The 23,846-nt window shown below is 39.7% G+C and carries 22 protein-coding genes, 3 tRNA genes and 1 rRNA gene; 8 read left to right on the top strand and 18 right to left on the bottom strand.

The annotated features are described in order from the left end of the window. The first annotated feature begins 196 nt into the window (after positions 1-196). Positions 197-973, top strand: a complete 777-nt coding sequence (locus tag BN997_RS11855) for a hypothetical protein (protein WP_042532514.1) — start codon at positions 197-199, stop codon at positions 971-973. 163 nt (positions 974-1,136) lie between these two features. Here the strand turns inward: BN997_RS11855 and yidC are convergent, their stop codons facing one another. Then, positions 1,137-1,919, bottom strand: coding sequence for a membrane protein insertase YidC (gene yidC / locus BN997_RS11850; protein WP_042532513.1), 783 nt, complete (start codon positions 1,917-1,919; stop codon positions 1,137-1,139). Then, positions 1,865-2,239: a hypothetical protein gene (locus BN997_RS11845; protein WP_042532511.1), complete on the bottom strand. Its 375-nt coding sequence runs from the start codon at positions 2,237-2,239 to the stop codon at positions 1,865-1,867. The genes yidC and BN997_RS11845 overlap by 55 nt, the downstream gene beginning before the upstream one ends. 195 nt (positions 2,240-2,434) lie before the next feature. Here BN997_RS11845 and BN997_RS11840 point away from each other — a divergent pair, with 195 nt between their 5' ends. After that, positions 2,435-2,992 (top strand): DUF1697 domain-containing protein, encoded by a 558-nt coding sequence (locus BN997_RS11840; RefSeq protein WP_042532509.1) that lies wholly within the window; start codon positions 2,435-2,437, stop codon positions 2,990-2,992. Between the two features lie 182 nt (positions 2,993-3,174). Here the strand turns inward: BN997_RS11840 and rrf are convergent. From rrf to BN997_RS11820, 4 genes are all read right to left on the bottom strand, one after another. After that, positions 3,175-3,290: ribosomal RNA gene (gene rrf / locus BN997_RS11835) — 5S ribosomal RNA — on the bottom strand. Positions 3,291-3,520: 230 nt separating this feature from the next. Further along, positions 3,521-3,593, bottom strand: a tRNA-Ala gene (locus BN997_RS11830). Between the two features lie 27 nt (positions 3,594-3,620). After that, positions 3,621-3,697, bottom strand: a tRNA-Pro gene (locus tag BN997_RS11825). A 1-nt stretch (position 3,698) separates the two neighbouring features. Then, positions 3,699-3,775: transfer RNA gene (locus tag BN997_RS11820), tRNA-Arg, on the bottom strand. 755 nt (positions 3,776-4,530) lie between these two features. Between BN997_RS11820 and BN997_RS11815 the strand changes: the two genes are divergently transcribed. The 3 genes from BN997_RS11815 to BN997_RS11805 are packed head-to-tail and all read left to right on the top strand — an operon-like array spanning position 4,531 to position 6,369. Further along, positions 4,531-4,851 carry a PadR family transcriptional regulator gene (locus tag BN997_RS11815; protein WP_042532507.1) on the top strand — a complete coding sequence of 107 codons (321 nt, stop codon included), beginning with the start codon at positions 4,531-4,533 and terminating at the stop codon, positions 4,849-4,851. After that, on the top strand, positions 4,844-5,401 hold the full coding sequence (locus BN997_RS11810) for a DUF1700 domain-containing protein (protein ID WP_042532505.1): 558 nt from the start codon (positions 4,844-4,846) through the stop codon (positions 5,399-5,401). Before BN997_RS11815 ends, BN997_RS11810 begins: the two co-directional genes overlap by 8 nt. Next, entirely contained in the window at positions 5,398-6,369 is a 972-nt protein-coding gene (locus BN997_RS11805; protein WP_042532503.1) for a DUF4097 family beta strand repeat-containing protein, read from the top strand. Before BN997_RS11810 ends, BN997_RS11805 begins: the two co-directional genes overlap by 4 nt. A 253-nt stretch (positions 6,370-6,622) precedes the next feature. Here the strand turns inward: BN997_RS11805 and nikC are convergent, their stop codons facing one another. The 7 genes from nikC to BN997_RS11770 all read right to left on the bottom strand — a co-directional run bounded on the left by nikC (position 6,623) and on the right by BN997_RS11770 (position 14,985). Beyond that, positions 6,623-7,558, bottom strand: a complete 936-nt coding sequence (nikC, locus tag BN997_RS11800) for a nickel transporter permease (protein ID WP_042532501.1) — start codon at positions 7,556-7,558, stop codon at positions 6,623-6,625. Positions 7,559-7,571: 13 nt separating this feature from the next. Further along, a complete protein-coding gene (locus BN997_RS11795; RefSeq protein ID WP_042532499.1) occupies positions 7,572-8,573 on the bottom strand; it encodes an ABC transporter permease in 1,002 nt (333 codons plus the stop codon). A gap of 172 nt (positions 8,574-8,745) precedes the next feature. After that, positions 8,746-10,422 (bottom strand): ABC transporter substrate-binding protein, encoded by a 1,677-nt coding sequence (locus BN997_RS11790; protein ID WP_042532497.1) that lies wholly within the window; start codon positions 10,420-10,422, stop codon positions 8,746-8,748. A 235-nt stretch (positions 10,423-10,657) separates the two neighbouring features. Then, entirely contained in the window at positions 10,658-11,626 is a 969-nt protein-coding gene (locus BN997_RS11785) for an ABC transporter ATP-binding protein (RefSeq protein WP_042532495.1), read from the bottom strand. Further along, on the bottom strand, positions 11,601-12,617 hold the full coding sequence (locus BN997_RS11780; RefSeq protein ID WP_042532493.1) for an ABC transporter ATP-binding protein: 1,017 nt from the start codon (positions 12,615-12,617) through the stop codon (positions 11,601-11,603). The genes BN997_RS11785 and BN997_RS11780 overlap by 26 nt, the downstream gene beginning before the upstream one ends. A gap of 405 nt (positions 12,618-13,022) precedes the next feature. Then, the gene (locus BN997_RS11775) at positions 13,023-13,916 is read right to left on the bottom strand and encodes a ribokinase (RefSeq protein WP_042532491.1); all 894 of its coding nucleotides are present in this window, start codon (positions 13,914-13,916) and stop codon (positions 13,023-13,025) included. Positions 13,917-14,088: 172 nt separating this feature from the next. Beyond that, positions 14,089-14,985: a DMT family transporter gene (locus BN997_RS11770; protein WP_042532489.1), complete on the bottom strand. Its 897-nt coding sequence runs from the start codon at positions 14,983-14,985 to the stop codon at positions 14,089-14,091. Positions 14,986-15,474: 489 nt separating this feature from the next. On the opposite strand from BN997_RS11770, the gene BN997_RS11765 reads away from it, so the two are divergent. Further along, a complete protein-coding gene (locus BN997_RS11765; RefSeq protein WP_042532487.1) occupies positions 15,475-16,218 on the top strand; it encodes an SDR family NAD(P)-dependent oxidoreductase in 744 nt (247 codons plus the stop codon). A gap of 173 nt (positions 16,219-16,391) precedes the next feature. Here BN997_RS11765 and BN997_RS11760 read toward each other — a convergent pair whose 3' ends face one another. Beyond that, positions 16,392-17,600: an iron-containing alcohol dehydrogenase gene (locus BN997_RS11760; protein WP_042532486.1), complete on the bottom strand. Its 1,209-nt coding sequence runs from the start codon at positions 17,598-17,600 to the stop codon at positions 16,392-16,394. Positions 17,601-17,663: 63 nt separating this feature from the next. Continuing rightward, positions 17,664-19,133 carry a betaine-aldehyde dehydrogenase gene (betB, locus tag BN997_RS11755; RefSeq protein WP_042532484.1) on the bottom strand — a complete coding sequence of 490 codons (1,470 nt, stop codon included), beginning with the start codon at positions 19,131-19,133 and terminating at the stop codon, positions 17,664-17,666. 236 nt (positions 19,134-19,369) lie between these two features. On the opposite strand from betB, the gene cudC reads away from it, so the two are divergent. Continuing rightward, entirely contained in the window at positions 19,370-19,930 is a 561-nt protein-coding gene (gene cudC / locus BN997_RS11750) for a choline uptake/conversion transcriptional regulator CudC (RefSeq protein WP_042532482.1), read from the top strand. Next, the gene (locus BN997_RS11745) at positions 19,893-20,849 is read left to right on the top strand and encodes a glycine betaine ABC transporter substrate-binding protein (protein ID WP_244882372.1); all 957 of its coding nucleotides are present in this window, start codon (positions 19,893-19,895) and stop codon (positions 20,847-20,849) included. Before cudC ends, BN997_RS11745 begins: the two co-directional genes overlap by 38 nt. A 68-nt stretch (positions 20,850-20,917) precedes the next feature. On the opposite strand, the gene BN997_RS11740 is transcribed toward BN997_RS11745, so the two are convergent. From BN997_RS11740 to BN997_RS11735, 3 genes are all read right to left on the bottom strand, one after another. Beyond that, entirely contained in the window at positions 20,918-21,421 is a 504-nt protein-coding gene (locus BN997_RS11740; protein WP_042532480.1) for a GNAT family N-acetyltransferase, read from the bottom strand. Between the two features lie 217 nt (positions 21,422-21,638). Then, a complete protein-coding gene (locus tag BN997_RS23210) occupies positions 21,639-21,806 on the bottom strand; it encodes a hypothetical protein (RefSeq protein ID WP_175297038.1) in 168 nt (55 codons plus the stop codon). 14 nt (positions 21,807-21,820) lie between these two features. After that, positions 21,821-23,755, bottom strand: coding sequence for an aconitate hydratase (locus BN997_RS11735; protein ID WP_042532478.1), 1,935 nt, complete (start codon positions 23,753-23,755; stop codon positions 21,821-21,823). Positions 23,756-23,846: the final 91 nt, after the last annotated feature.

Below are 23,846 nucleotides of genomic sequence, written 5' to 3'. Positions count from 1 at the left end.
TTTATCCAGTAGAAGCGTTATTTATAACTGTTTTGGAGAATGATGAAAGATTGTTTACAAGCAGTTATATGTTTTCTTTAAAACAGTTATTATCATTTAAAACAGCATCTGATACAATTTGTTAATAAGTGACATTTATCTTATATACATTTCTAGCTTCAAAAATTATTAAATAAGAAATAAGGAGAATATTGAATTGACTTTTTTAACCCTTTTTATCCTGATTTTGCTAATCATACTTCCACTTATTGCATATGTTTTTTTCTCAGTCTATAAAGAAAAAAAGCTTAGATTACTTTCTTATTACTTAATGGAAGCTATTACTATTTTATTGCTCACAACGATTGGTCATATGTATTATTATTACGTTTATAATTTGAATGTTTTACCAAATACTAAAAATTTAAATACGATGATTTTTATCCTATTAGGCGTAACGATCATCCTCTATATTTTTAACAGTATCTCCAGCAGATTAAAAAAAACAAAAAAAGTATCTATTCAAGCGGTCGCTGTTTTCTTTCTCATCATATTACTCTTTCTCACTTGGATAATTCCTTTAGGACATAAATATTTATATGTGAACAGGCTGGATACAAAAGAGGAATTATTTGCAAACCCAAATGAAAAAAGTGTAGTGACAGATGAAGATAAGAATATGATGGTAGCACTCATTGACTCATCATACGATCCATTAACGCGGCCGCGTACCGGCAGAACATATGATAATTATTTTCACATAAGAAATAACGGAAGCACTCCATATAACGGAAATATTTACTTAACACTGTTTAATGAAGATAATGAGACTACCGATGTAAAATTGTTTAAAGATGTAACCGTTGGTCCAAATTCTGAACAGCTCCTTATCGAAACAAGAAAAAATTCGTTTCAGGCCAGTGAGTGGAACGAGCAGTCTTTTACTACAAAGCAAAAGGTTGAAACCTTTGAGGCGTTGATATCAGGCAAATAAATCGTTTATCTGATAATGCCTGAAAGATGAATAGACATTAATAAAACGCTTATTTCATCTATTAGATTAGACAAAATAAGCGTTTTTCAGAGCATGTTATCAACTTGACTTCAGTATGGAAAAGAAATTGATATTTTTTATATTCCTTTATCAGTCTCTTTTACTAATGCACATATTTTTTTATAATCAGTGTCTGTACAATCATAAACATTCCGCCGACAGCCCAGTACAAAGGCAAAGCCGCAGGTGCATTTAAAGAGACCACTCCAATCATAATCGGGGATATAAAGCTCATAACAGCCATTTGCTTTCGCTGCGTTTCATCCATACCAATCAGACTCACTCTTGCTTGAAGATAGTATATGAGTACAGCAAAAACAACAAATAAAATATCTGTTTCTCCTAAACTAAACCATAGAAATGAGTGCTCAGCTATTTCCGGAGTCCGCATAATAGCATAATAAAACCCCAGAAGAATAGGCATCTGAATGATTAGCGGCAAACACCCCACAGCCATCTTTACCGGATTAAAATCATGCTTTTTATAAACTTCACTAAGCTCTCTCTGCATGCTTAGCTGATCTTCTGTACTGCTCTTTCCTTTATATTTCTTTTGAATCTCATCCATCTCAGGCTTCATAACTGCCATTTTCTTTTGCGAGTCTTTACTATTCTTTGACTGGCGAATAAAGAACGGCATTAACACAAATCGGATAATAATTGTAATCAATACAATAGCAATTCCATAGTTACCCTGAAATAAAGAAGCAATCTTTTTTATTAGCAGAGAAAAGGTATATACAAAATAATGATCAAAGAACCCTGTTGATGAACTGTCAATAGGTGTGTTATTACCTCCACACCCTGCAAGTACAAAGACTAACAATATTACTAAAAAGAAAAACCTGTATTTTTTAAAGGCTGTGAGTAAGCCATGTTTTCCCATAATTCTCCTCCTCTTATTTTAAACTCATTTTTAAAATAAGAGGATACATTGTCCATTTTATCATCTTTTTGGTCGACTCTTTTAAATGTGATGATGAGCCAAATCAGAAAGGGTTCATTAATAATTAAGGTCTTTCTCATTTGATTCATATTAATTTTAATATTTTGGTGTTTACTGCCAAAAGAGTATTCATAGATAACCGGAGTATTATGATGCAGATTAACAAAATACATAATTCCCATCGTCATCAAAATAACACCAAAATACATATAAAAGATGGAAGAATCTATGAAAGCATTATTAAACAATTCCAATAACATACTTACTCACCTCCTTCACATATTAATGTTTAAGCTGATTATAATTATATCAAAAAAACAAACGATTTCCTATCTGCATCTGCTTTCAGAACTAGAGAGTTTATTATTGGTTTCTTTTTTGTATTGCTTCAGTCAATAGAGTAAAATAATAAAAAGAATACTGGACTACACTGATACAAAAGGAGTTGACGGGCTATGACAGGATATATTGCATTGTTACGAGGTATTAATGTAGGCGGAAAAAATAAGATTAAGATGGCGGAATTGCGAGAATCCCTTACAGCAATAGGTTTAAAAAACGTTCGAACATATATACAGAGTGGAAATATCTTATTTCAATCCAATAAGCAGGAAAAAATTATTAAAGAGGAAATAGAATATAAAATAATGCAAGATTATCAACTTTCCATTCCTGTGATTTTGAGAACCTCCGAAGAATGGGAACAAATAATGAAAGCTTGCCCCTTCTCTGCAGAAGAGATTACAAAAGCTGAAGCAGATTCTACAGGAGAGAGTCTCTATGTAGCATTTTTTCCAAGCAATCCGTCTAAAGCTAATTTAGTAAGTTTACGGAAATTCCAAAATGAAAAAGAAAAATATCATATTCAAAACAAAGAAATCTATCTTCTATTTTATGATAGTATCCATAACTCTAAACTGGCAAATCAACTTCAGAAACTAGATACCCAATCTACAACTCGTAATTGGAAAACAGTTAATAAATTAGCAACAATGTCCAAAATAACGAAATAAAAAAGGCTAAGGTAAAAGCATTTAAACTTGATAAACTTCGAAATATTGATTATACGAGTAATTGCAACACTTTTAGCCAGTCAGACAAGCTCATATATATACTGAGCTTGTCTTTAGCGTATTAATTAATGTTTACTTATGCAAAAAAGAGCTAAGCATGATGCTTAACTCTTTTTCAATATGCCTGGCAACGTCCTACTCTCGCAGGGGGAAGCCCCCAACTACCATTGGCGCTGAAGAACTTAACTTCTGTGTTCGGCATGGGAACAGGTGTGACCTCTTCGCTCTCGCCACCAGCGTTCGTCCTGAGCCAAGATCAAACTCTCCATAAAAGTGTTTGAAACATTAGCTTTCAGAAGTCAACTTCTGACTTATTTTTTAAGAAAAACGAGGTTGTCTTTCTTCTTTCGTACTGGTTGTTTTGTTCAGTTTTCAAAGAGCAATTTGTTTCTGTCGTTTTTAGCGACAAGATATAACTTATCATGTTTGTAAGACATTGTCAACAACTTTTTTTAATAAATTGTTGAGTGGAGCCTAGCGGGATCGAACCGCTGACCTCCTGCGTGCAAGGCAGGCGCTCTCCCAGCTGAGCTAAGGCCCCGTAGATAAATCAGTTATATTTATTTAATGGTCGGGAAGACAGGATTCGAACCTGCGACCCCTTGGTCCCAAACCAAGTGCTCTACCAAGCTGAGCTACTTCCCGATGGCGCGCCTGAGAGGAGTCGAACCCCTAACCTCTTGATCCGTAGTCAAACGCTCTATCCAATTGAGCTACAGGCGCTTTATAAGCGAACTTTTATATAGTAACACATCTTTTAAATCGATGCAATTACTTTTTTAAATATATTTTTCAATCAATCTCTCAATCGCTCGTGCAATCAATCGACTTTTAATACTATAGCATGTCCTTTTCATTGTTGCAAGAAAAAATCATCCAAAAATTATAATCAAACTATTCTTTATAAATATAAGCACTTGTTCTTTCATTAATACAGATAACTTCTGTTCCCCATCGCAGCGAAGTCGCTTACCCTCCATTCATTGATTCAGCTTTCTTCTATATATAGATATTAATTTCTCCCCCCTGGTTCTCCTACAAACTTTTAACGAGAACTTGCCATTCGTTAAAGGAAGTTTTGAAGGTCTATTATTCTTTAATACTAGTTTTTTAGAAAATGCCTTATTTGAGACCAAAAGCGCAGTAACTCGTCCCATCTAGAACGTTGAGGCTGCGATTACTCCCCATCAAATCATTTCTATTTGAAACAGAGAGGACCGGTCACCGACTTTAAAATTTTCTATCTAGAAATGGGGCATTCTTTTTCCTTAAACGAAATACCCTAAAGCCAGTTACACTGCGATAAAAAATCTATCACATCAAATTCCTTTCTATAATAAGATAATTAAATCACTACTTGTTATTGAATAGTACTGAACAACATGCTATAGTTGGTTTTATCACGGAGCATTGTCCGTAAAACACTCGCTGAATGAAGGTTCGTTTTTATCAGCTTACCTATAAAGAAGGTGACTTTATTGAATGCACAATTTAAAAAAGGGGTTCTTGAACTTTGTGTACTAGTGCTCCTTGATAAGCAAGATTTCTATGGCTATGAATTGATTAAACGAATTACGAATAAAATTGAAATATCAGAAGGATCGGTTTATACCGTATTACGCCGGATATTGAAACAGGGGTACTGTACAACCTATCTTAAAGAGTCTACAGAAGGACCAAGCAGAAAATATTATCATTTAACGGATGAAGGCAAAGGTTATCTCCTGGAGCTTAAAGAAGCATACGAGAATTTTACACGAGGCGTTGATTCGTTAATGAAGGAGGAAAGTAATGAATAAGTTAGACTTTTTAAAGGAACTCACGGTTTATTTACAAGACTTATCGTCACAAGAACAAGAAGAAATCATTCAAGACTTTGAAGAACATTTTGAAATGGGAAGAGCAGAAGGAAAAACGGATGAGGAAATAGTTCGCTCTCTGGGTTCTCCACAGCAGATTGCGAATGAACTACAATCCACGCAGCAATTTGAAAAAGTGCAAGTAAATCATAGTGAACAGAGTCACCTCCGGAGAACAGGCATCATCATAGGACTCTTTTTCTTCAATCTGATTATTGTCCTTGGTCCTTCTGTGGGTATTGCCGGAATTATTCTGGCTGCATGGGTAACTGCTTTTTCTTTTGTTGCCCAATTGCTGATAGCGGGCGTGCAATGGATTATCCACCCTGAATCATTTTATTTATTTGAATTATTTACTTCCATTACATTTGCCGGTTCTGGATTATTCATTTTTATAGCTGCAAATTATATTACAAATGCTTTTATCCGTCTATTTTCTAAATATATCGGGTTCAATGTCCGCCTGGCGAAAGGAGAAAGCCATTCATGATAAATGTAAAACGAATTATTATTTTAGCTGTTATCCTGCTTCTTATTGGAATTATCGGGATGGCTGTTACTTTTTCCTCTTACAAGGAATCTGCTTTCAATGAAGAATCAGAATCTATCCCTTTCGATGCTGATGAAATTACTGAGATTGAAGTCGATGCAGAAAATACACAAATCCGTCTCCAGCCGGCTCATGTCGAAGAGCCAATCGCTGAATATACGACAACGGGGAGAAAGAGTGAAACGCAAGAACTCAGCACCTCAGTTAATGGAGAAAAGCTAACGATTCAAATCAAAGAAACCTCCTTTCCCTTCTTTGATTTCGATTTTATGTTTCATTCAAATGCTGCATTAGATATTTTTGTTCCTGATGACATGATGGAGAAAATGGAAGTAAAAACAACGAATAGCAAAATAAATGCTGCTGATTTACAAATCGATGCGTTACAGCTTCATACAAGTAATGGAAAAATCGAAGGAGAGAACATAGAAACTTCCTTCCTCGATATACAATCATCTAATGGAAAGATAGAACTTCAAAATGTGCAGGGCGATACTAATTTAAACACCTCCAACGGGAAGATTACTTTAGAAAATATCGTTGGTGAGGTAACAGCAAATACGAATAACGGAAAAATCGAGCTTGCTTCTATACAAGGAAATACGAATGTGGAAACTACAAATGGAAAAGTAGAAGCGCAAGATATTTCCGGGGAAATGAAAGCCAAAACGAATAACGCAGCTATCCATATCGATACTGAAAGCTTCGATACTCCAATGGACCTGCAAACCAGTAATGGAAAAATCACGATTATTTCTGAACAGAAGCCTGAAAATGCCACCTTCGATTTACGGACGAATAACGGAAGAATTCGTGTATTCGATTCAAAGGATTGGGATGTCACGTACGGTGATGGAGAAACACTGATTAAAGCACGTACAAGTAATGGCGGAATCAACATTGAATAGAACTGCTCAGTTTAAATAAAAGCCCTCCTCTGCTAGGAAAGTCACATTTTCTAGAGCAGAGGAGGGCTTTTATTATACTTTTTATAAAACGAAATTTCACTCAGTGAGAGTTTTACGAACGGTTCTCCGCATAAACATTCTTCTCAAAGGCAGCTTATATAGCAAAAACGATAACATAATGCCTGTCATAAAATACTTCTGCTTTACACATTACCAAGCATCGTTCTTAAACAAACACGAGCAAACAGCAGCATCAATTCCTCATTTTAGGATCCAGGACATCGCGCAAGCCATCCCCAACCAAGTTAAAACCAAGAACAACAAGCATAATAGAAACTCCTGGCATAATAAGCGTCCATGGGGCCAGCTGAATAAACTCTCTGGAACTGGCAAGCATTTGCCCCCATTCCGGTGTCGGAGGTTGGGCGCCGAGTCCGAGGAAACCAAGTGCTGCCGCTTCCAATATGGCAGTTCCAAATCCAAGCGTTGCCTGCACAATAATCGGCGTGATGCTATTCGGTAAAATATGATGAAAAATAATTCTGCCATTCTTCATTCCCTGTGCCTTAGCAGCCATAATGTACTCCTCTGCCCGTAAACTAATTACTCGGGAGCGCACAATCCTTCCGAATATAGGTATATTAATAATGGCAATCGCAATCAATGCATTTTGCAAAGAAGCACCAAGAATAGCAACAATGGCAATTGCAAGTAAAATACTTGGGAAGGCCAGCAGAATATCAAATATTCTGGAGATAATCATATCCACCCAGCGGCCGAAATAGCCGGCAATAATTCCAAGAAATGTCCCAAAAACCAGAGCACCTATTACTGCAAAAAAGCCAACCTGCAACGAAACCCTTGCTCCATATGCTATTCTGGTAAGTATATCTCTCCCCAAATCATCGGTCCCCATCCAATGCTCGCCAGAAGGAGGCAGCAGCCGGTTGGCCAGGTTTTGTTCATAATAAGAGTAGGAAGTAAGAAGCGGCGCAATAAGCGCAAGTATAAGAAAAAAGAGAATAATAATCATACCAGCCATGGCAAAACGATTTTTTCTCAAGCGCCTCCATGCATCTCTCCAAGGCGAGACAGTTTCTATCTGCTCCACATCCGGTCGGTCGTCTCTATTAACGGGGCTTGTTATTTGCTGTTCGATTTCTTCCGGCTTTCGTTCATCTAATTTCATCACAGCTTCCCCCCTAATAATTAATCCTTGGATCAATGATTTTATATAGAATATCTACAACAAGGTTAATGATGACGAAAATAAATGCAACAACTAAAATGCCAGATTGAATTACCGGGTAGTCTCGATAGCTTATTGCTTCAAATACATATCTCCCTATACCGGGCCAGCTGAAAATCGTTTCGGTTAAAATAGCTCCGCCTAATAAAACTCCTGTCTGTAAGCCAATAACCGTTAACACCGGTATCAATGCATTCTTTAATGCATGCTTGTATATGACAAGAAATTGTCCGGAGCCTTTTGCACGCACTGTACGAATATAATCCGACTTCATCACCTCCAGCATGCTCGACCTCGTCATTCTGGCAATAATCGCCATCGGAATGGTACCAAGCGCGATACTCGGCAGAATTAAATGCTTCAATATCGTCCCTGCTCTGGAAAAATCCAAATGAATGAAAGAATCAAGCACATATAAATAAGTTATAGGAGCAATCGGATCCCTGTTGTCCTGTCTGCCATAGGCCGGAAACCATCCAAGCTCCTGCGCAAAAATCCATTGTTCCATCAGCGCAAGCCAAAAAACAGGTATGGAAACGCCAATTAAAGCAAAAAGCATCGCAAGAAAATCAAACCAGGAATTCTGCTTCCAAGCGCTGATAATGCCTGCATTGACTCCTATAAAAATCGCAAAAAGCATGGCGAAAATAGTTAATTCAAACGTAGCAGCGATATACGGCCAGATTTCTGTAGATATTTCCGCATTGGAGCGCAGAGAAGTTCCCAAATCCCCCTGCAGCAGGTCTTTGACATATATTCCATATTGCGTCAGATAAGGTTCATTCAGTCCCATGCTTTCTTCCAAATTTGCGATGGCTGTTTGGTTAGCGGTTTCTCCGAGTATCACCTGAGCCGGGTTTCCTGGAATCAAATGAACAATGGAGAAGGTGATTAATGTCATTCCAATCAACACGGGAACCATCATTAATAATCGTCGGATAATATAGGAAACCATTATTTCACCTCTATTCTTCTTTATGTATGTGAAATGTAAACAGGAGACTCTCTCCAGAAAAATCTGGCCTCTTTTCCAATGAATCAGAAATACCATTATGATTGCTACCTGCTGATTGTAGGAAGAGGACAGAACGTTGACTGGCGAAAGAGTCTCCTTCATTTACTGCTAATTAATTTGCTAGCTCTACTTCTGCTAACGATTCACTTGTCGATGGATGCGGTACATAATTTTCTACAGCATTTGTTGTGGCAAGCACCGGTCTGGAATGCACTAAAGGAACCATTGGTGCGTCATCAGCAATAAGTTCCTGTGCCTGCTGGTAAAAGGACGCCCGTTCATCCTGGTCAATGGATAATTTCGCTTGATTTAAAAATTCATCCACTTCATCATTATCATAGAATTCCCGGTTGCTGCTTCCGACATTATCTCCATGCAATAAGCTGCTAAGGAAGTAATCCGGATCTCCATTTGTTCCTGACCAGCCCAGCATATACATTTGATGTTCGCCATTCATTGTTTTTTCCAAATATGGAGCCCACTCTTCTCTGACAATCGTAACGGTAATACCTACTTCCTCCAGGTTGTTCTGAATAATTTCCGAAACGGTCTCTGGATCAGGCATGTACGGTCTAGCTACAGGCATCGTCCATAATTCGATTTCCAATCCATCTGCATAACCGGCATCCTCCAACAGTTCCCTAGCCGTGTCCGGATCGTACTCAAAGCTCTCTACTTCATCGTTATATCCCATATAGCTAGGCGGTAGCGGAACGGACGCAGGAGTCGCATAGCCAGCATATAAAGCCTCCGCAATAGCCTCTTTATCGATGGCATGACTGACTGCATGTCTTAAATTTTTATTATCGAATGGCTCTTTTTGAACATTAAACCCTACATAGCCAATATTATTCTCAGCCCGCTCATAAAGCTCCAGCCCTTCATCTGCTTCCACGCCTGCTGCATCATCTGGATTCAATCCATCCATAATGTCGATTTCACCAGAACGCAGCGCAATCAAACGGGCAGCATTATCTGGAATGACTTCAAATACAACGCGATCGAGCTTCGGAAGTCCCTCTATACGATAATCATCAAATTTATCAAGTACAATGGAATCATCTTTTGCCCAGCTGACAAATTCAAATGGTCCTGTCCCAACAGGATTTTCGTTAATGGCTGGACCATATTCCTCCAGTGCCGCCGGGGAAGTAATCGGAAAATAAGTCATCGCCATATTCTGCAGGAAGAATCCCAGAGGCTGGCTTAACACAAATTCGATTTCATGATCATTTACTACATTGATCTCTTCAACAACATGATTCTCATCACCTAGAAACCCGCCAAACATCGTACCGTACATGGAATAGACATAGCCGTCATCAGCAAAAGCATACTCATGATCAGGATCTGCCCAGCGTTCAAAATTGACCTTGACTGCCTCGGCGTTAAACTCTGTTCCATCATGGAAGGTTACGCCCTCCTCTAAATAGAAAGTATAGCTTAACCCATCCTCAGAAACCTCCCAGTCATGGGCTAGTCCAGGCAGAACTTCAAAGGACTCCTTATCAAATTCCAAAAGGCTTTCGTAAATTTGCTTGGTAATACGTGAGGATTCTCCATCCGTGGTGCTTGCCGGGTCAAGACTTTCTGAATCTCCGCCCCGGGCGAATATCAACACCTGATCTCCTTCCGCATCTCCAGTATCCGCTTCTGCTTCTTCTGCAGCATCTGGATCACTGCCTTCTTCCGATTCTCCCCCATTTTGTCCGCCATCACCTGAACATGCTGCCAGTACCAAGAAAATGGCAAGCAGCCAGACAATAAAAATTGAGAACTTCAACTTCATTGCTTTCCCCCCTCATATTTTGTTAATTTATCATGAAGAATCGTCCGTAAAACTCCCGCTTCAAAATAAAAAGTAAAAATAAATTTGTTCAGGCGGTAATTCACGGCCGCTAACTCCCTGGATCAATCCACTCACAGCGATTTTCGATGGAACGAGTAATTGCTGTCCCATGCAGAAGAAAAACCTCCCGCTGCATGAAGTTTCGTTTTATAAGATTCATATTTTGTCATCCCGTTTATTTATATAAATGACAGGCAACAAAATGATTATCTTCCACAGGCTGAAAAGCCGGCCTTACTTCTTTGCAGATATCCATCGCTTGCGGACACTTTGTATGAAAAGCACACCCAGAAGGCGGGTTGGCAGGACTTGGTACATCCCCCTTCAAAATAACCCTGTTCCTCGGCATATCTGGATCAGGAAGCGGCACGGCAGAAAGCAGCGCCTGCGTATAAGGGTGTTTCGGATTATCATAGAGCTTGTTTTTCTCTGTAAGCTCAACCATTCTCCCTAAATACATCACACCGATGCGATCACTGATATGCTTGACCACACTTAAATCATGCGCAATAAAAATATAAGTCAAGTTAAATTCATCCCGCAGTTTTTCCATTAAATTAAGTATTTGTGATTGAATCGATACATCCAATGCGGAAACCGGCTCATCGCATATAACCAGTTTAGGATTGTTGGCAAGCGCCCTCGCGATGCCGACCCGCTGCCTTTGCCCTCCGCTGAATTGATGCGGATATCTTTTCGCATGATAAGGACTCAAGCCTACTACTTCTAAAAGTTCGCCTACTCTGTCCAGCCGCTGCTTTGCAGATGTCATTCCATGCACCAGCAATGGCTCACTAATTATTTTTTCTACCGTATGCCTCGGATTCAGAGAAGCGTAAGGGTCCTGAAATATAATTTGCATATCTTTTCGCAAACGGCGCATTTCGCTGTTCGTTAAGCTGGTTATATCCTGATCCTGAAATTTCACTTTGCCTTCTGTCGGTTCAATCAGGCGCAAAATGGACTTTCCTGTGGTGGATTTTCCACAGCCTGATTCTCCTACGATACCCAGGATTTCCCCTTCCATCACCGTAAAAGATACATCATCGACCGCCTTTACCTCGCCGACTTTTCTCCCTATAGGTCCACCTTTAATATCAAAATATTTCTTCAGACCATCAACTTCCAATATCGGCTTTTGCATGCTTTTTTACCTTCCCTTCTGTATCCTCATGTAAAAAGCATCTGCTCTGACGTTGATTACCCAAAGCATAAAGACCTGGATTCTCCTGAAAACAACGTTCAAAAGCAAATTCGCATCTTGGCGCAAAATGACATCCGACGCTGTTCATTTTTGGCTTCGGCACCACACCTGGAATGGAATATAATTGCTGTTCTCTTTCATGCATGTTAGGAAGTGACTTAATCAGTCCTTGCGTGTAGGGATGCTCGGGGTCTTTTAATATTTCTCTGGTTGTCCCTTCTTCAACTATTTGTCCGGCGTACATCACCACTACTCTGTCGCAGATTTCTGCAACAACGCCTAAATCGTGCGTAATCAGCAAAATAGCTGTATCTTCTTCCTTATTTAAATTTCGCATTAAATCTAAGATTTGCGCTTGAATCGTTACATCAAGCGCCGTGGTGGGCTCGTCTGCAATCAATAATTCCGGATCACAGGACATCGCCATCGCAATCATCACCCGCTGCCTCATCCCGCCGGATAACTGATGCGGGTACTCCCCTGCAACCTCGTCCGCTCTGGGTATGCCAACAAGCTGCAGCATATCGACCGCTTTTTTTCGTGCTTCTTTTTTTGTTATTTTTTGATGCAGCCGAATCGCTTCAATAAGCTGATTCCCTATTGTAAATAATGGGTTGAGAGATGTCATTGGTTCTTGGAAGATCATGGATATTTCATTTCCCCGCAGCTTTTTCATTCGTTTCTCGGAAGCATTTACAAGATTTTCTCCTTTAAAATTCATTTCCCCGCTTACAATTTTTCCTGGCGGGCTGGGAATCAGCTTCATTACTGAAAGTGAAGTGACACTTTTTCCGCTGCCTGATTCTCCAACAATCCCGACGACCTCCCCCTTATGGACTTTAATACTTACGCCGTTGACAGCAGGTATTTCTCCGCTCTCCGTAAAAAAATGGGTATGCAGCTCTTTTAGTTCGAGGACGATTTCTGCCATTCGTGTTCCTCCCGTTCTCATTTATAAAGTAAAACGACATTTATTTAGCTCTCTATAAGGAATGAAAATTTGATAAATGAATTAATAAAAATTTGAAGTTGTTCAAACTCGTGGAATTATTTATACTTTTTGGAATATTGCTATCACTAATTATACTGAAAAAAGATGTTTTTGCAAGCGTTTTCAAAAAATAAAATTAATATCTTTATTTACACATTAGAAAACTTGGCTGTCACCACGCCTTTAGATGACAACCTTAGTTACACTTATGCAGTAAGAAAGTTTATACTTTTTTAACTGTCAAAAAAAGCTGTCAGCATTTTACACTAAACAGCTCGATGATCGCTTCTTCCATAGAAGAAAATAACCTCTATTCTTTTTCACTCAATCGATTGAAATTTTCGCTTACCTGTCTGCTTCCTGCATTCTTTGGACAACTGCTGCCCTGGCAGGCATCCCTTCCTGCGCACCGCGTTTTTCTACTGCCAATGATGCGGCTGCACTCGCAAACAGAATGGCTTTTTCAATATTCTTTTCTTTTGCATATTCCGTAACAAAAGCACCATTAAACGTATCTCCTGCTCCGGTCGTATCTTTCACCTCTGCTTTAAAGGAAGGAACTTTTTTCTCTTCTCCATCTGACAGGGTAAATACAACACCATGCTCTCCTCTTGTTTCAATGATTTTCCCTTTTATCAAGGAAGTATCTATCGACTGCTTCATTTCCGAGAGTTCCAAATTATTAGGTGTTAAAAATGCTGCCTTCTCTGCCACTGTCTCTGAAATATCAGCAAATGGCGCCGGATTAATAACTACAGGAATTTGATGCTCATACGCAAGGTTTACCGTAAATTCAATGGTTTCCATCGGTATTTCAAATTGCATTAAAATAATATCGCTGGACAGAATTATATCTTGTTTCTCTTGTATCAGATCAGGTGTGACATATTTATTGGCACCCGGGGCAACAATAATTCGATTATCCCCGTCCGAAACAATAATGGAGGCAACGCCGGTAGATTCATGAGGAACGGCAATAATTGCTTCGTTATCTGCACCTTCGTTTCGGAAACGTTCTTTTAAGCTTTTTCCAAAAGCATCCTCACCAACGGCTCCTACCATAACAACATCTGCTCCCAGTCTGGCTGCTGCAATCGCTTGGTTTGCTCCTTTGCCGCCGGGATAGGTTGTAAACGATTCACCAAGAACCGTTTCCCCCTGTTCAGGTACTTTATCTGTTGTTGTCACCATGTCCATATTGATGCTTCCAACAACACAGACTCTTGGACTTCTTTTCATCTCATTCACTCCTCGTATCAAAACTTCCTCGTTAGGGCGGATAAACGAAATGAAAGACTATCCGCTCACTCATTTTACCGTAGATTAACTGGTTATAAAAGCCGCGGGAAGGAAATGACACCTTATCTATCATGGTGAACCGATCGTAACCTCCGCCGAGCGAAGTTTGACTTTACAGGCTTTCCGGTTCTTTTGGTACTGCTTGTTTCGAACCGCCCTGCAATCGCAGGAAGTAAAATATTCCGGCAATAATTAGTACGCCGCCTATCATTTCCACCGAAGTAAGCACCTCATTCAAAAGAATAACAGCCAGTATGGAAGCACCGATTGGCTCTCCTAATGTACTCATTGAAACTGTTGTTGTATTAACATAGTTTAATAGCAGATTAAAAATAATATGTGCCCCGGTCGGAAAAATAGCAAGCATCAGGAAAACCATCCAATCATTCCCACTATAGCCAGTGAAAGCTATTCCGCCTATCAGATTAAACACGGCTACAGTAATCCCTGCCACCAAAAATACTAAAAAGCTGTACACCCAGTGATTGATAGATTTTACATTTCGTTGACCGATCATTAAATACAGCACTACAGAAACGACAGCAAGAAAAGATAAAATATTTCCTAACAAGGCTCCGCTGCCGCCGCCAAAACTTCCGCCTCCGACAACAACCACGCCGGCAAATGCAATCCCCATTGCTGCCACGGTACGGATATCTATTTTTTCTTTAAAGAAAACCAGACCTCCAACCAAAGCAATTGCAGGCTGCAGTGCCAATATCAAGGTAGAGCTTGCCACCGTCGTATGATTTAATGATTCGAACCATAATCCAAAGTGACCCGCTAGAAAGATTCCGGCAAAGGAAATAGCTGCCCATTCTTTTCTTTTAATCTTTAAAAAGGATTTTCGGTATTTGTACACGATAGGAAGAATTAACAAACAAGCTAAAAACATCCGATACATTACCATAATGGTAGAAGGTGCATCCGATAATTTTACAAAGATTGCTGATAAGGATATGCAAATAATTGATACTACTAAAAGGATATTAATGGTTCCTTGTTTCAATGATTATCCCTCCTCTGAGAGTGATTTTTATTTTGTTAAGAAGAGATTCGAGTATTTCTATTTCGAAGCCGGCTCTTATATTTACAACAAAAATGAAACAATTACCGGATAATGCTAGCATGATGACATAGATATTTACTAACTACTCAACCACATAAAGTAATACATGTTTTTTTATTGACATACCTAATAAAATCAGGCGACGATTAAGTACATATCACCTGATTTTTTATAGTATTTCATATTAATAAAATTATTTAAAAACTTCGTGTTAGTATTTTCCTATACTTTATCTTATAAATAAATATTTTAAAACCTTTTTATAAAAAATTCAATAAAATTCAAAATAACGGTTAGGATTCTGCTAATATAAAGGATTCGTCTATCTGATTATTAGCCCCATCTCTCTCGGCTAAGTAGATGCATTTTTACTAATAGACAAACTGTGATAAATTCAAATAGAAAGCAATCAACATTAAAGGAGAAATTATGCCAAATTTAAAAGATCAAGTTGTATTAATAACCGGAGCAAATCGTGGACAAGGGAATGGAATCGCCCAACACTTCGCTTCACTTGGCGCAAAAGTTGCCCTTGGAGCCAGAAATTTGGAGGATGCAGAAGCCCTCTCCTTCAAAATGGGGCAAAGCCAGAGTCTTCCTGTCCAATTAGATGTAACAAAAGAAACAGATTGGGCAGCTGCCATTGAATCTGTTATTCAAGCCTATAATAAAATAGATGTACTGGTTAACAATGCAGGTATTTTCATTAAAAAACCTTTATTAGAGACGACTGCAGAGGATTTTCATCAGTTAATCCAAGTGAATCAGCTCGGTGTCTTTATGGGGATAAAGGCGGTCGCACCCTACATGGAGAAACAGCAAAAAGGATCCATTATTAATAATGTATCTATCTCTGCTTTTTCTCCAATCAATGATGCAGCGGCTTATGCAGCTTCCAAAGCAGCAGTGTCCAATCTTTCAAAATCTGCTGCCATCGAATTAGGACCAAAAGGAATCAGAGTCAATTCGATTCATCCAGGTGTTATTCAAACAAACATGGTGAGTAACAGCAATCTAGAGGTAGATGAGGCCGAGGCTATTCCCTTAAAAAGACTCGGACAGTCTAACGATATCGCAAAGGTAGCTGCTTTTCTCGCTTCGGATGAGAGTGCTTATTGTAATGGTGCTGAAATTGTGGTAGATGGAGGGCTTACACTGGGAACCAATATTTAACCGTTGGCTTGCAAGGAGTAATTTAAAGGGTAATGATGTCGCTTCATTCCATATAAAAACAGAGAGACTTTTCAGCTCTCTCTGTTTTCTTCAAATTACTCTAAAATATTCTGTTTTCTATGTAAAACCTCCAACGTAATCCTGCTGCTGTTGGAGGTTCTTCTTAAAAAATATTATATTGTTTTTTCAACCTGGTTGAAGCAGCGGCCATAAATCCATTTATAACCTTCTTCATTCAAGTCTCTCGGATTCCCAATTGTTTGCGGATCTTTCATTGCTTCTTTCGCAAGACGGTCGGTCATATCTGGTGATACGCCTTGTTCTTCTAGGCTGGGAACCTCTAAATCTTCTACCAATTGATAAACTTCATTCACAGCTGCTTTAGCTGCCTCTTCCTCCGTCAAATTAAATGTATTGATACCTAGCCCTTTAGCAATACGTGCAAATTTCGCTGGGTGACCTTTCCAATTATATTCCATAACAGGGCCCATCATCGCTGCGACAGCCTGACCATGCGCTACTGGAATGATTCCTCCAAGTGTTTGCGACATCGCATGTGCTGCCCCTGCTGATTCACTGCCATAGGATAACCCTGCTAACATCGCAGCTTGTGCCATCCCGTAGCGTGCTTCCAGATCATTTCCATCTGAATACGCTCGTCGAATATATTTACCGACGTATTCTATCGCAAGTAATGCTGCAGCATCTGTCACCGGCTGGGCATAATGCATGGTATAACACTCGATGGCATGTGCTAACGCGTCAATCCCAGTCATTGCTGTTACATGCGGTGGCATCGAAACATGCAGCTCTGGATCAATAATTGTTAAATAAGCAGCAATCAATGGTCCGCCTGTATTAAATTTAAATTCTCTTTCTTCATCTGTAATAACAGCCCATTGCGTTACTTCCGAGCCTGTTCCAGCTGTTGTTGGAATTGTTGTTAGCGGAGGTATGCGATTTTCTAACGGTTTTTTCCCATCCGCTGCTTCGTAATCCAGTACGCTTCCATCATGGGTCGCTTCTACACCGATTCCTTTAGCAGTATCCATTGAGCTGCCTCCGCCCACTGCTACAAGTCCATTACAGTCTTCCGATTTATATAAACTGGACCCTTCTGCAATCAAACGCACTGGAGGATTCGGCTCTACTTTGTTGAATAGAACAACTTCTATGCCGGCATTCTTCAAAGATGCTTCAATCGGCGCAGTCACACCTGCCTGATAAATCCCCGGGTCTGTTACTAATAAAGCTTTTGTAACTCCCAAGTTTTTTACCTCTTCCCCAACATGTTTTATCGCGCCGATTCCATGTTTTATCGCTGTTGGTAATTCAAATTGATGAAATTTATGCATATGCTCTACTTTCATATGAAGACTCATTGTACATTCCTCCAAAAACGTATTTAATATCTATTTCATTATCAAAATCATATTCTACTATCCTCAAAACCAATTTATCGGTTCTGGATTTATATTATGGTAAACATGCTTTGTTTCCTGATATTCTTCTAGGCCAAGTTTGCCTAATTCCCTGCCGATGCCTGACTGCTTGAAGCCTCCCCATGGAGCATGCGGAAAGTATACATTAAAATCATTAATCCATACTGTACCCATCCGCATGTTAGCAACACATCGCTCTGCTTTCGCAATATCTTTTGTCCAGACCCCGCCAGCTAATCCATAAATAGAATCATTTGCGAGACGGATAGCTTCTTCCTCATTACGAAATGTTTCTATTGTAATAACCGGACCGAACCCTTCATGCTGTACAACATTCATTTCCGTTGTACATCCAGTCAAGACGGTTGGTAAATAGAAAAAGCCATTTTGCAGTGCTGGTTCATCAGGACGAGTTCCTCCAACCGCAACCTTTGCGCCTTCTTTCACGCCATTATTTACATAGGCCATCACTTTTTCTAAATGTATTTTTGAAATTAACGGTCCCATTTGCGTATTCTTATCAAAACCACTGCCTAACCGAATCTTTCTCACACGTTCCACCAATTCCTCAACAAACGCATCGTGAATACTTTCCTCCACAATAATGCGTGTTCCTGCTGAGCATATTTGTCCTGCATGGAAGAATACCGCATTCAATGCCTGATCAACTGCGGTTTCAAAATTTGCATCAGCAAAAATAACATTGGGATTTTTTCCGCCAAGCTCTAAAGCTAACTTTTTCACATTGGAGCTGGCTGACCGCATAATACGTTTCCCTGTTTCAATCCCGCCAGTAAAAGAAATCAAGTCCACATCTTCATTGATGGCTAACTCCTCTCCAACCGTTGCTCCAGCTCCCAATACAAGATTAACCACTCCTTTTGGCACGCCTGCTTCTTCCATGAGTTCAAATACTTTAATGGTTGTTAAAGGAGTAATTTCACTCGGCTTCATAATTAATGTATTTCCTGCAACAAGCGCAGGAGCTAATTTCCAGGAAGCCTGTAATAAAGGATAGTTCCACGGAGTAATTTGTCCACATACACCGACAGGTTCTTTGACTACCTTGCTGATGGTATGCGGGACGGGTGAATCAATTATTTCACCGCCATCTTTATCTGCTGATTCTGCATAATACCGAAATACGCCGGCAATATCATCCATATCGCCTCTGCTCTCTTCCACTGTTTTTCCAGTATCGAGCGATTCTAATTCTGCTAATTCTTCCTTATCTCTTTCTATCAGTGCTGCAATATCACGAACGATATTTCCCCGTTCAGTTGCTGAAGTCGCTGACCAATCACCTTGGTCAAAAACATTTCTAGCTGCAGCAACGGCCATTTTAGCATCTTCTTCATTACCTTCTGCAACAAGCGCAATGACTTCCTGATTAAAAGGGTTAATTATTTCTCTTGTCTCTCCAGAGAGGGCAAGCACCCATTCCCCATTGATATATTGTTTGCTGGTATCCAAATGAGTTCCTCCTAACTTACGTTAACTTTGTTAAGAAAAAATTTAACGTTTTGAACAAAATTAATAATAACGAATAAAATTAATCCTGTCAAACGAACCCATTTTCTTCTTATATGTAAAAATTATATTGCTTCTGAATCCACGAATCATTTGACAAATTTATTTATTTTACTATCATTAAGTTTGTTAAGAAAAAATTTAACTTTATGGACATTGATCTGTAGGAGGTCATTATTTTGAACAATCCCCATGACGAGAGGGCAAGAGAACAAATAGAAGAGGCAAAAGATCAGGTTATTCAATCGATATCGGAAACGATGGACTTATACGGTGTAACACCAGCTGCCGGTAAAATATATGCAACGATGTATTTTGAAAATCAAATGAATTTGGATGAAATGCGGGAAGAGCTTGGTATGAGCAAGCCTAGTATGAGCACCAATGTACGCCATCTCCAGCAAATTGGAATGGTAAAAAAGAAATTCCAGCGTGGTTCCAGAAAACATACCTATACTGCGGAGAAAAATTTCTTTCATTCCTTTATGGCCTACTTCTGCCAAATGTGGGAACGGGAAGCAAATACAAATATGGAAGCTATCCATCAGGCTGAAAAACCACTTCTTGAAATTATTCATGATGAGCATGTTTCTGACAGCTTCAAAGAAGAAGCTAGACATCATTATGAATTATTAAACCAGTCCAAGGTTTATTACAACTGGCTGGATCAGTTGGTACACAGTATTCGATCCGAAGAAATTTTTGAGTTTTTACCAAAGGACACATCCCAAAAAGACTAAGAGGAGAGATACCATCTTTAACTTTCAAAAACAACCTATAAATATTCTCATTATCACAGCAATTTCGATTCTATTATTAAGTGCATGCGGCGGAAATACATCGAACGAATCCGCGGCAGAAGATGATAACCCCAACAGCCTCGATATGGGCCAAATCAGCTGGGAAGAAAATATCGCAATTACAAATATGTGGAAATTCATTCTAGAAGAAGAAGGTTATGAAGTAAACTTGCATTTATTAGATATCGGGACGCAAATGGCGGCACTTGAAAATGATGAGCTGGATATCAGTCCTGAAATATGGCTGCCTGTTCAAGATGCAGAATATGTAGCACAATATGAAGATGCTATTAATTTCTCAGAAGAAACTTGGTATGATAATGCAAAAGTTGGTTTAGTCGTACCGGCTTATATGGATTATTTGGATAGTATAGAAGATTTAAATGCGAATAAGGAAAGTTTAAATGGAGAAATAACTGGATTCGATGCCGGAGCAGGCACGATGTTAGTAGTGGAAGAAGCAATGGAAGCATACGAGCTGGATTATGAGCTCACGGCCAGCTCCGAACCCGCTATGCTGACCGCGTTACAACAGGCCATCACTAATGAAGAGGATATTGTTGTGCCGTTATGGAACCCACATCGTGTATTTTCAGAAATGGACTTAAAATATTTAGACGACCCTCAAAATATCTTTGGAGAGGCTGAAAAAATTCATCACGTAACCCGCCAAAATTTTCATGAGGATTATCCAGAAGTCGATCAATGGTTGAAAAATTGGAAAATGGATGATGAACAAATTGGTGAATTGATGAGCTACGTCAGTGAGGCTGAAAATGAAGGAAAAGAAGCGCTGGAAGGTGCTGAAAAATGGGTGAATGATAATCGAAATCTTGTGAATCAATGGCTGGAAAAATAACTCGATATGAAGCAGTCTGATGGGAATTCCAATCAGACTGCTTCATTTTATCAATGCAACTATTGATTTTAAAAGCTTAATTGATAATAAACAAAAGTAAGAGGCTTTCCTTCATAAGCCGTGTCTTCCCTGTTTATTTCCTCAAACCCTTTCTTTTCCAACACCTTCTGAGAAGCTATATTCTCTGCGGTGGTTTGCGCCTTGATCCCCTTTAATCTTAATGTTTTCTCTGCCTCCACTTTGAGAAGCTCAACTGCCTTTCCTGCTATCCCTTTTCCTGTATGAGCTTCACCAACTCGATATCCTAAAAAGCCGATTTTCTGTGAAGGACAAATATCTGTTAAGTTAACTCTCCCCAAAATTTCTCCGTCCGCATCCTTGATCAGAAAAAAATAAGATTTACTATCTGCCTGTTCCTTCAGCAATTCACGTAGTCTGTCATGAAAGTAATCCTTTTGGTAAAACGCTTCTCCACGGGAAGGAACAAATTTTTCAAAGTACTTTCTATTATGTAATTCAAATGTATAAAGCTTATCCTCATCTTCTATTTGCAGCGGAGCAATATGTATCATCTAACAGACACCCTCTTCTGTATCCGACGGTATATATGACCTAGATACTTTTTTCATATATTATTTCACAACAAAAGCTTTCTGTCGACAGGATTGGAAATCTGGTTATTCCTGAATGTAAAGAATATATTTAGAAAAACGGTTTAGCGTTTCTATATGCAAAAAAAGTCGAAGCAGCGGCTGTATCTGGAACCAGCGCTGCTCCGACAGTTCATTATTAATCAATGACCCTGTGGTTCTCATCGACTTGAAGCTTTTCCGTCTTCTCCACAGCGGCAACAAATCCATCACCATGACAAACGGTGCAAGTATACTGCCACTGCTCATCATCTCTTAATAAACCTGTTCCTTCACAAGCTTTACAAGCATGTTCCTGAGATCCCATTGCTGACTTCCTTTCTATTGTTTTTCTTTAATCCAATTAATAATTCCGCCGGCCAGCAGAATTTCAAGATGACGTTTAGTAAGGTCATGCTGCACAGCAATCGTACGTTCTGTCCCTTTCAGCTTAATATCAAAGGTGTGCTGATTTTGAATCGTTTGATGGATTTGGCGAAATTCGAGCACATCCTCCTGCCGAACCAAATCATAGTCTTCCTCATTGACAAACGTTAATGGTAAAATACCGAAATTAATCAAGTTCTGCAGATGAATACGGGCAAAATCCTTCACTAGCACGACTTTTAATCCCAGATACCGCGGTGCGAGCGCCGCATGCTCCCGGCTCGAACCTTGTCCGTAATTAAAGCCCGCCACAACCACATGACCGCCGTCATCACGTTGTTTCATTGCCATTTCGTAATAATCATCATCAATGATTTCAAATGCAAAGGTACTGATTTTTTGAATATTACTGCGGTATGGCAAGACACGTGAACCGCCGGCAAGAATTTCATCTGTTGAGATGTTATCATTCATTTTCAGTAATATAGGAACATCAAAGTTATCCTCAATCGGATCAAAATCTGGGATAGTCGTGATATTTGGCCCTTTTTCTAAATCAATTTGACTATTATCCTTCGGCGGCACTTCCAGCATACCCTTTGTAGAAAAAGTAGTCGGTTCTTTTATTTTCGGATAAGACATATCCAATGTTCTTGGGTCTGTAATAACTCCCGTTAATACAGAAGCAGCAGCTGTTTCCGGACTGCATAGGAACACACTGTCTTCTCTTGTCCCGGACCGTCCCGGGAAATTTCGGGGTGTCGTCCGTAAACTATTCTTACCCGTAGCCGGAGCCTGCCCCATACCAATACAGCCGTTGCATCCTGCCTGATGCATACGGGCACCGGCTGCCAGCAGATTCGCAATATGCCCATTTTCAACAAGCTGCTCCAGCAGTTGACGGGAAGTTGGATTAATATCCAGAGAAGTACCGTTTGCGATTTGCTTTCCCTTCACAATTTCACTGGCAATCGCAAAATCGCGGTATCCCGGGTTAGCAGAAGAACCGATGTAAGACTGATAGATGTCTTCTCCGGAAACTTCCGTAACAGGCACTACATTCCCCGGACTGGACGGTTTTGCAATTAAAGGTTCCAACGCAGATAAATCAATTTCTTCATGTTCATCGTAATCCGCTCCATCATCTGCTTTTAATTCAATCCATTCGTCTTCGCGCCCTTGTGTTTTTAGAAAATGTTTAATTTCTTTATCTGACGGAAATACTGTGGCGGTCGCTCCAAGCTCTGCTCCCATATTGGCAATCACATGCCGATCCATAGCAGATAATTCCTTCACACCTGGTCCATAATATTCAAGGATTTTTCCGACACCGCCTTTTACGCCATGGCGGCGCAGCATTTCTAAAATAACGTCCTTGGCGCTGACCCAATCAGGCAATTTTCCTGTTAATTCAATTCCCATAACCCGCGGCATTTTCACATAATAAGGTTCACCGGCCATTGCCATCGTGACGTCAATTCCGCCCGCTCCCATAGCCAGCATGCCCATACATCCATTGGCACATGTATGACTGTCTGAACCTAATAAGGTTTTCCCGGGGCGTGCCAGCTGCTGCATATGGACAGGATGACTGACACCGTTTCCAGGCCTGCTGTAATAAATGCCGAATTTCTGTGCCGCACTCCGTAAAAATAGATGGTCATCTGCATTCCGAAAATCTTCCTGAATCAGGTTATGGTCCACGTACTGTGCCGATGCCTCTGTCTTCACTTTATCAATGCCCATCGCTTCCAATTCCAGCATCACCATGGTACCTGTCGCGTCCTGTGTCAACGTCTGGTCAATTTTTAAACCAATCTCTTCTCCGGGCTTCATCTCTCCTGACAGCAAATGATCTTGAATTAATTTTTGCGCTGCATTAAGCTGCATGTTGCTTCCTCCTTATAATATACTGTCCTGATTAGAATATGCTTATATAGTAATTATTACACGTAGCAAATGAAGTTAAACTTGATGTTCC

It is taken from the genome of Oceanobacillus oncorhynchi (assembly GCF_000821065.1).
Classification (GTDB): Bacteria; Bacillota; Bacilli; order Bacillales; family Amphibacillaceae; genus Oceanobacillus; species Oceanobacillus oncorhynchi.
The sequence above is the reverse complement of the archived record's forward strand: the minus strand, read 5'-3'. Positions and strand labels throughout refer to the sequence as shown.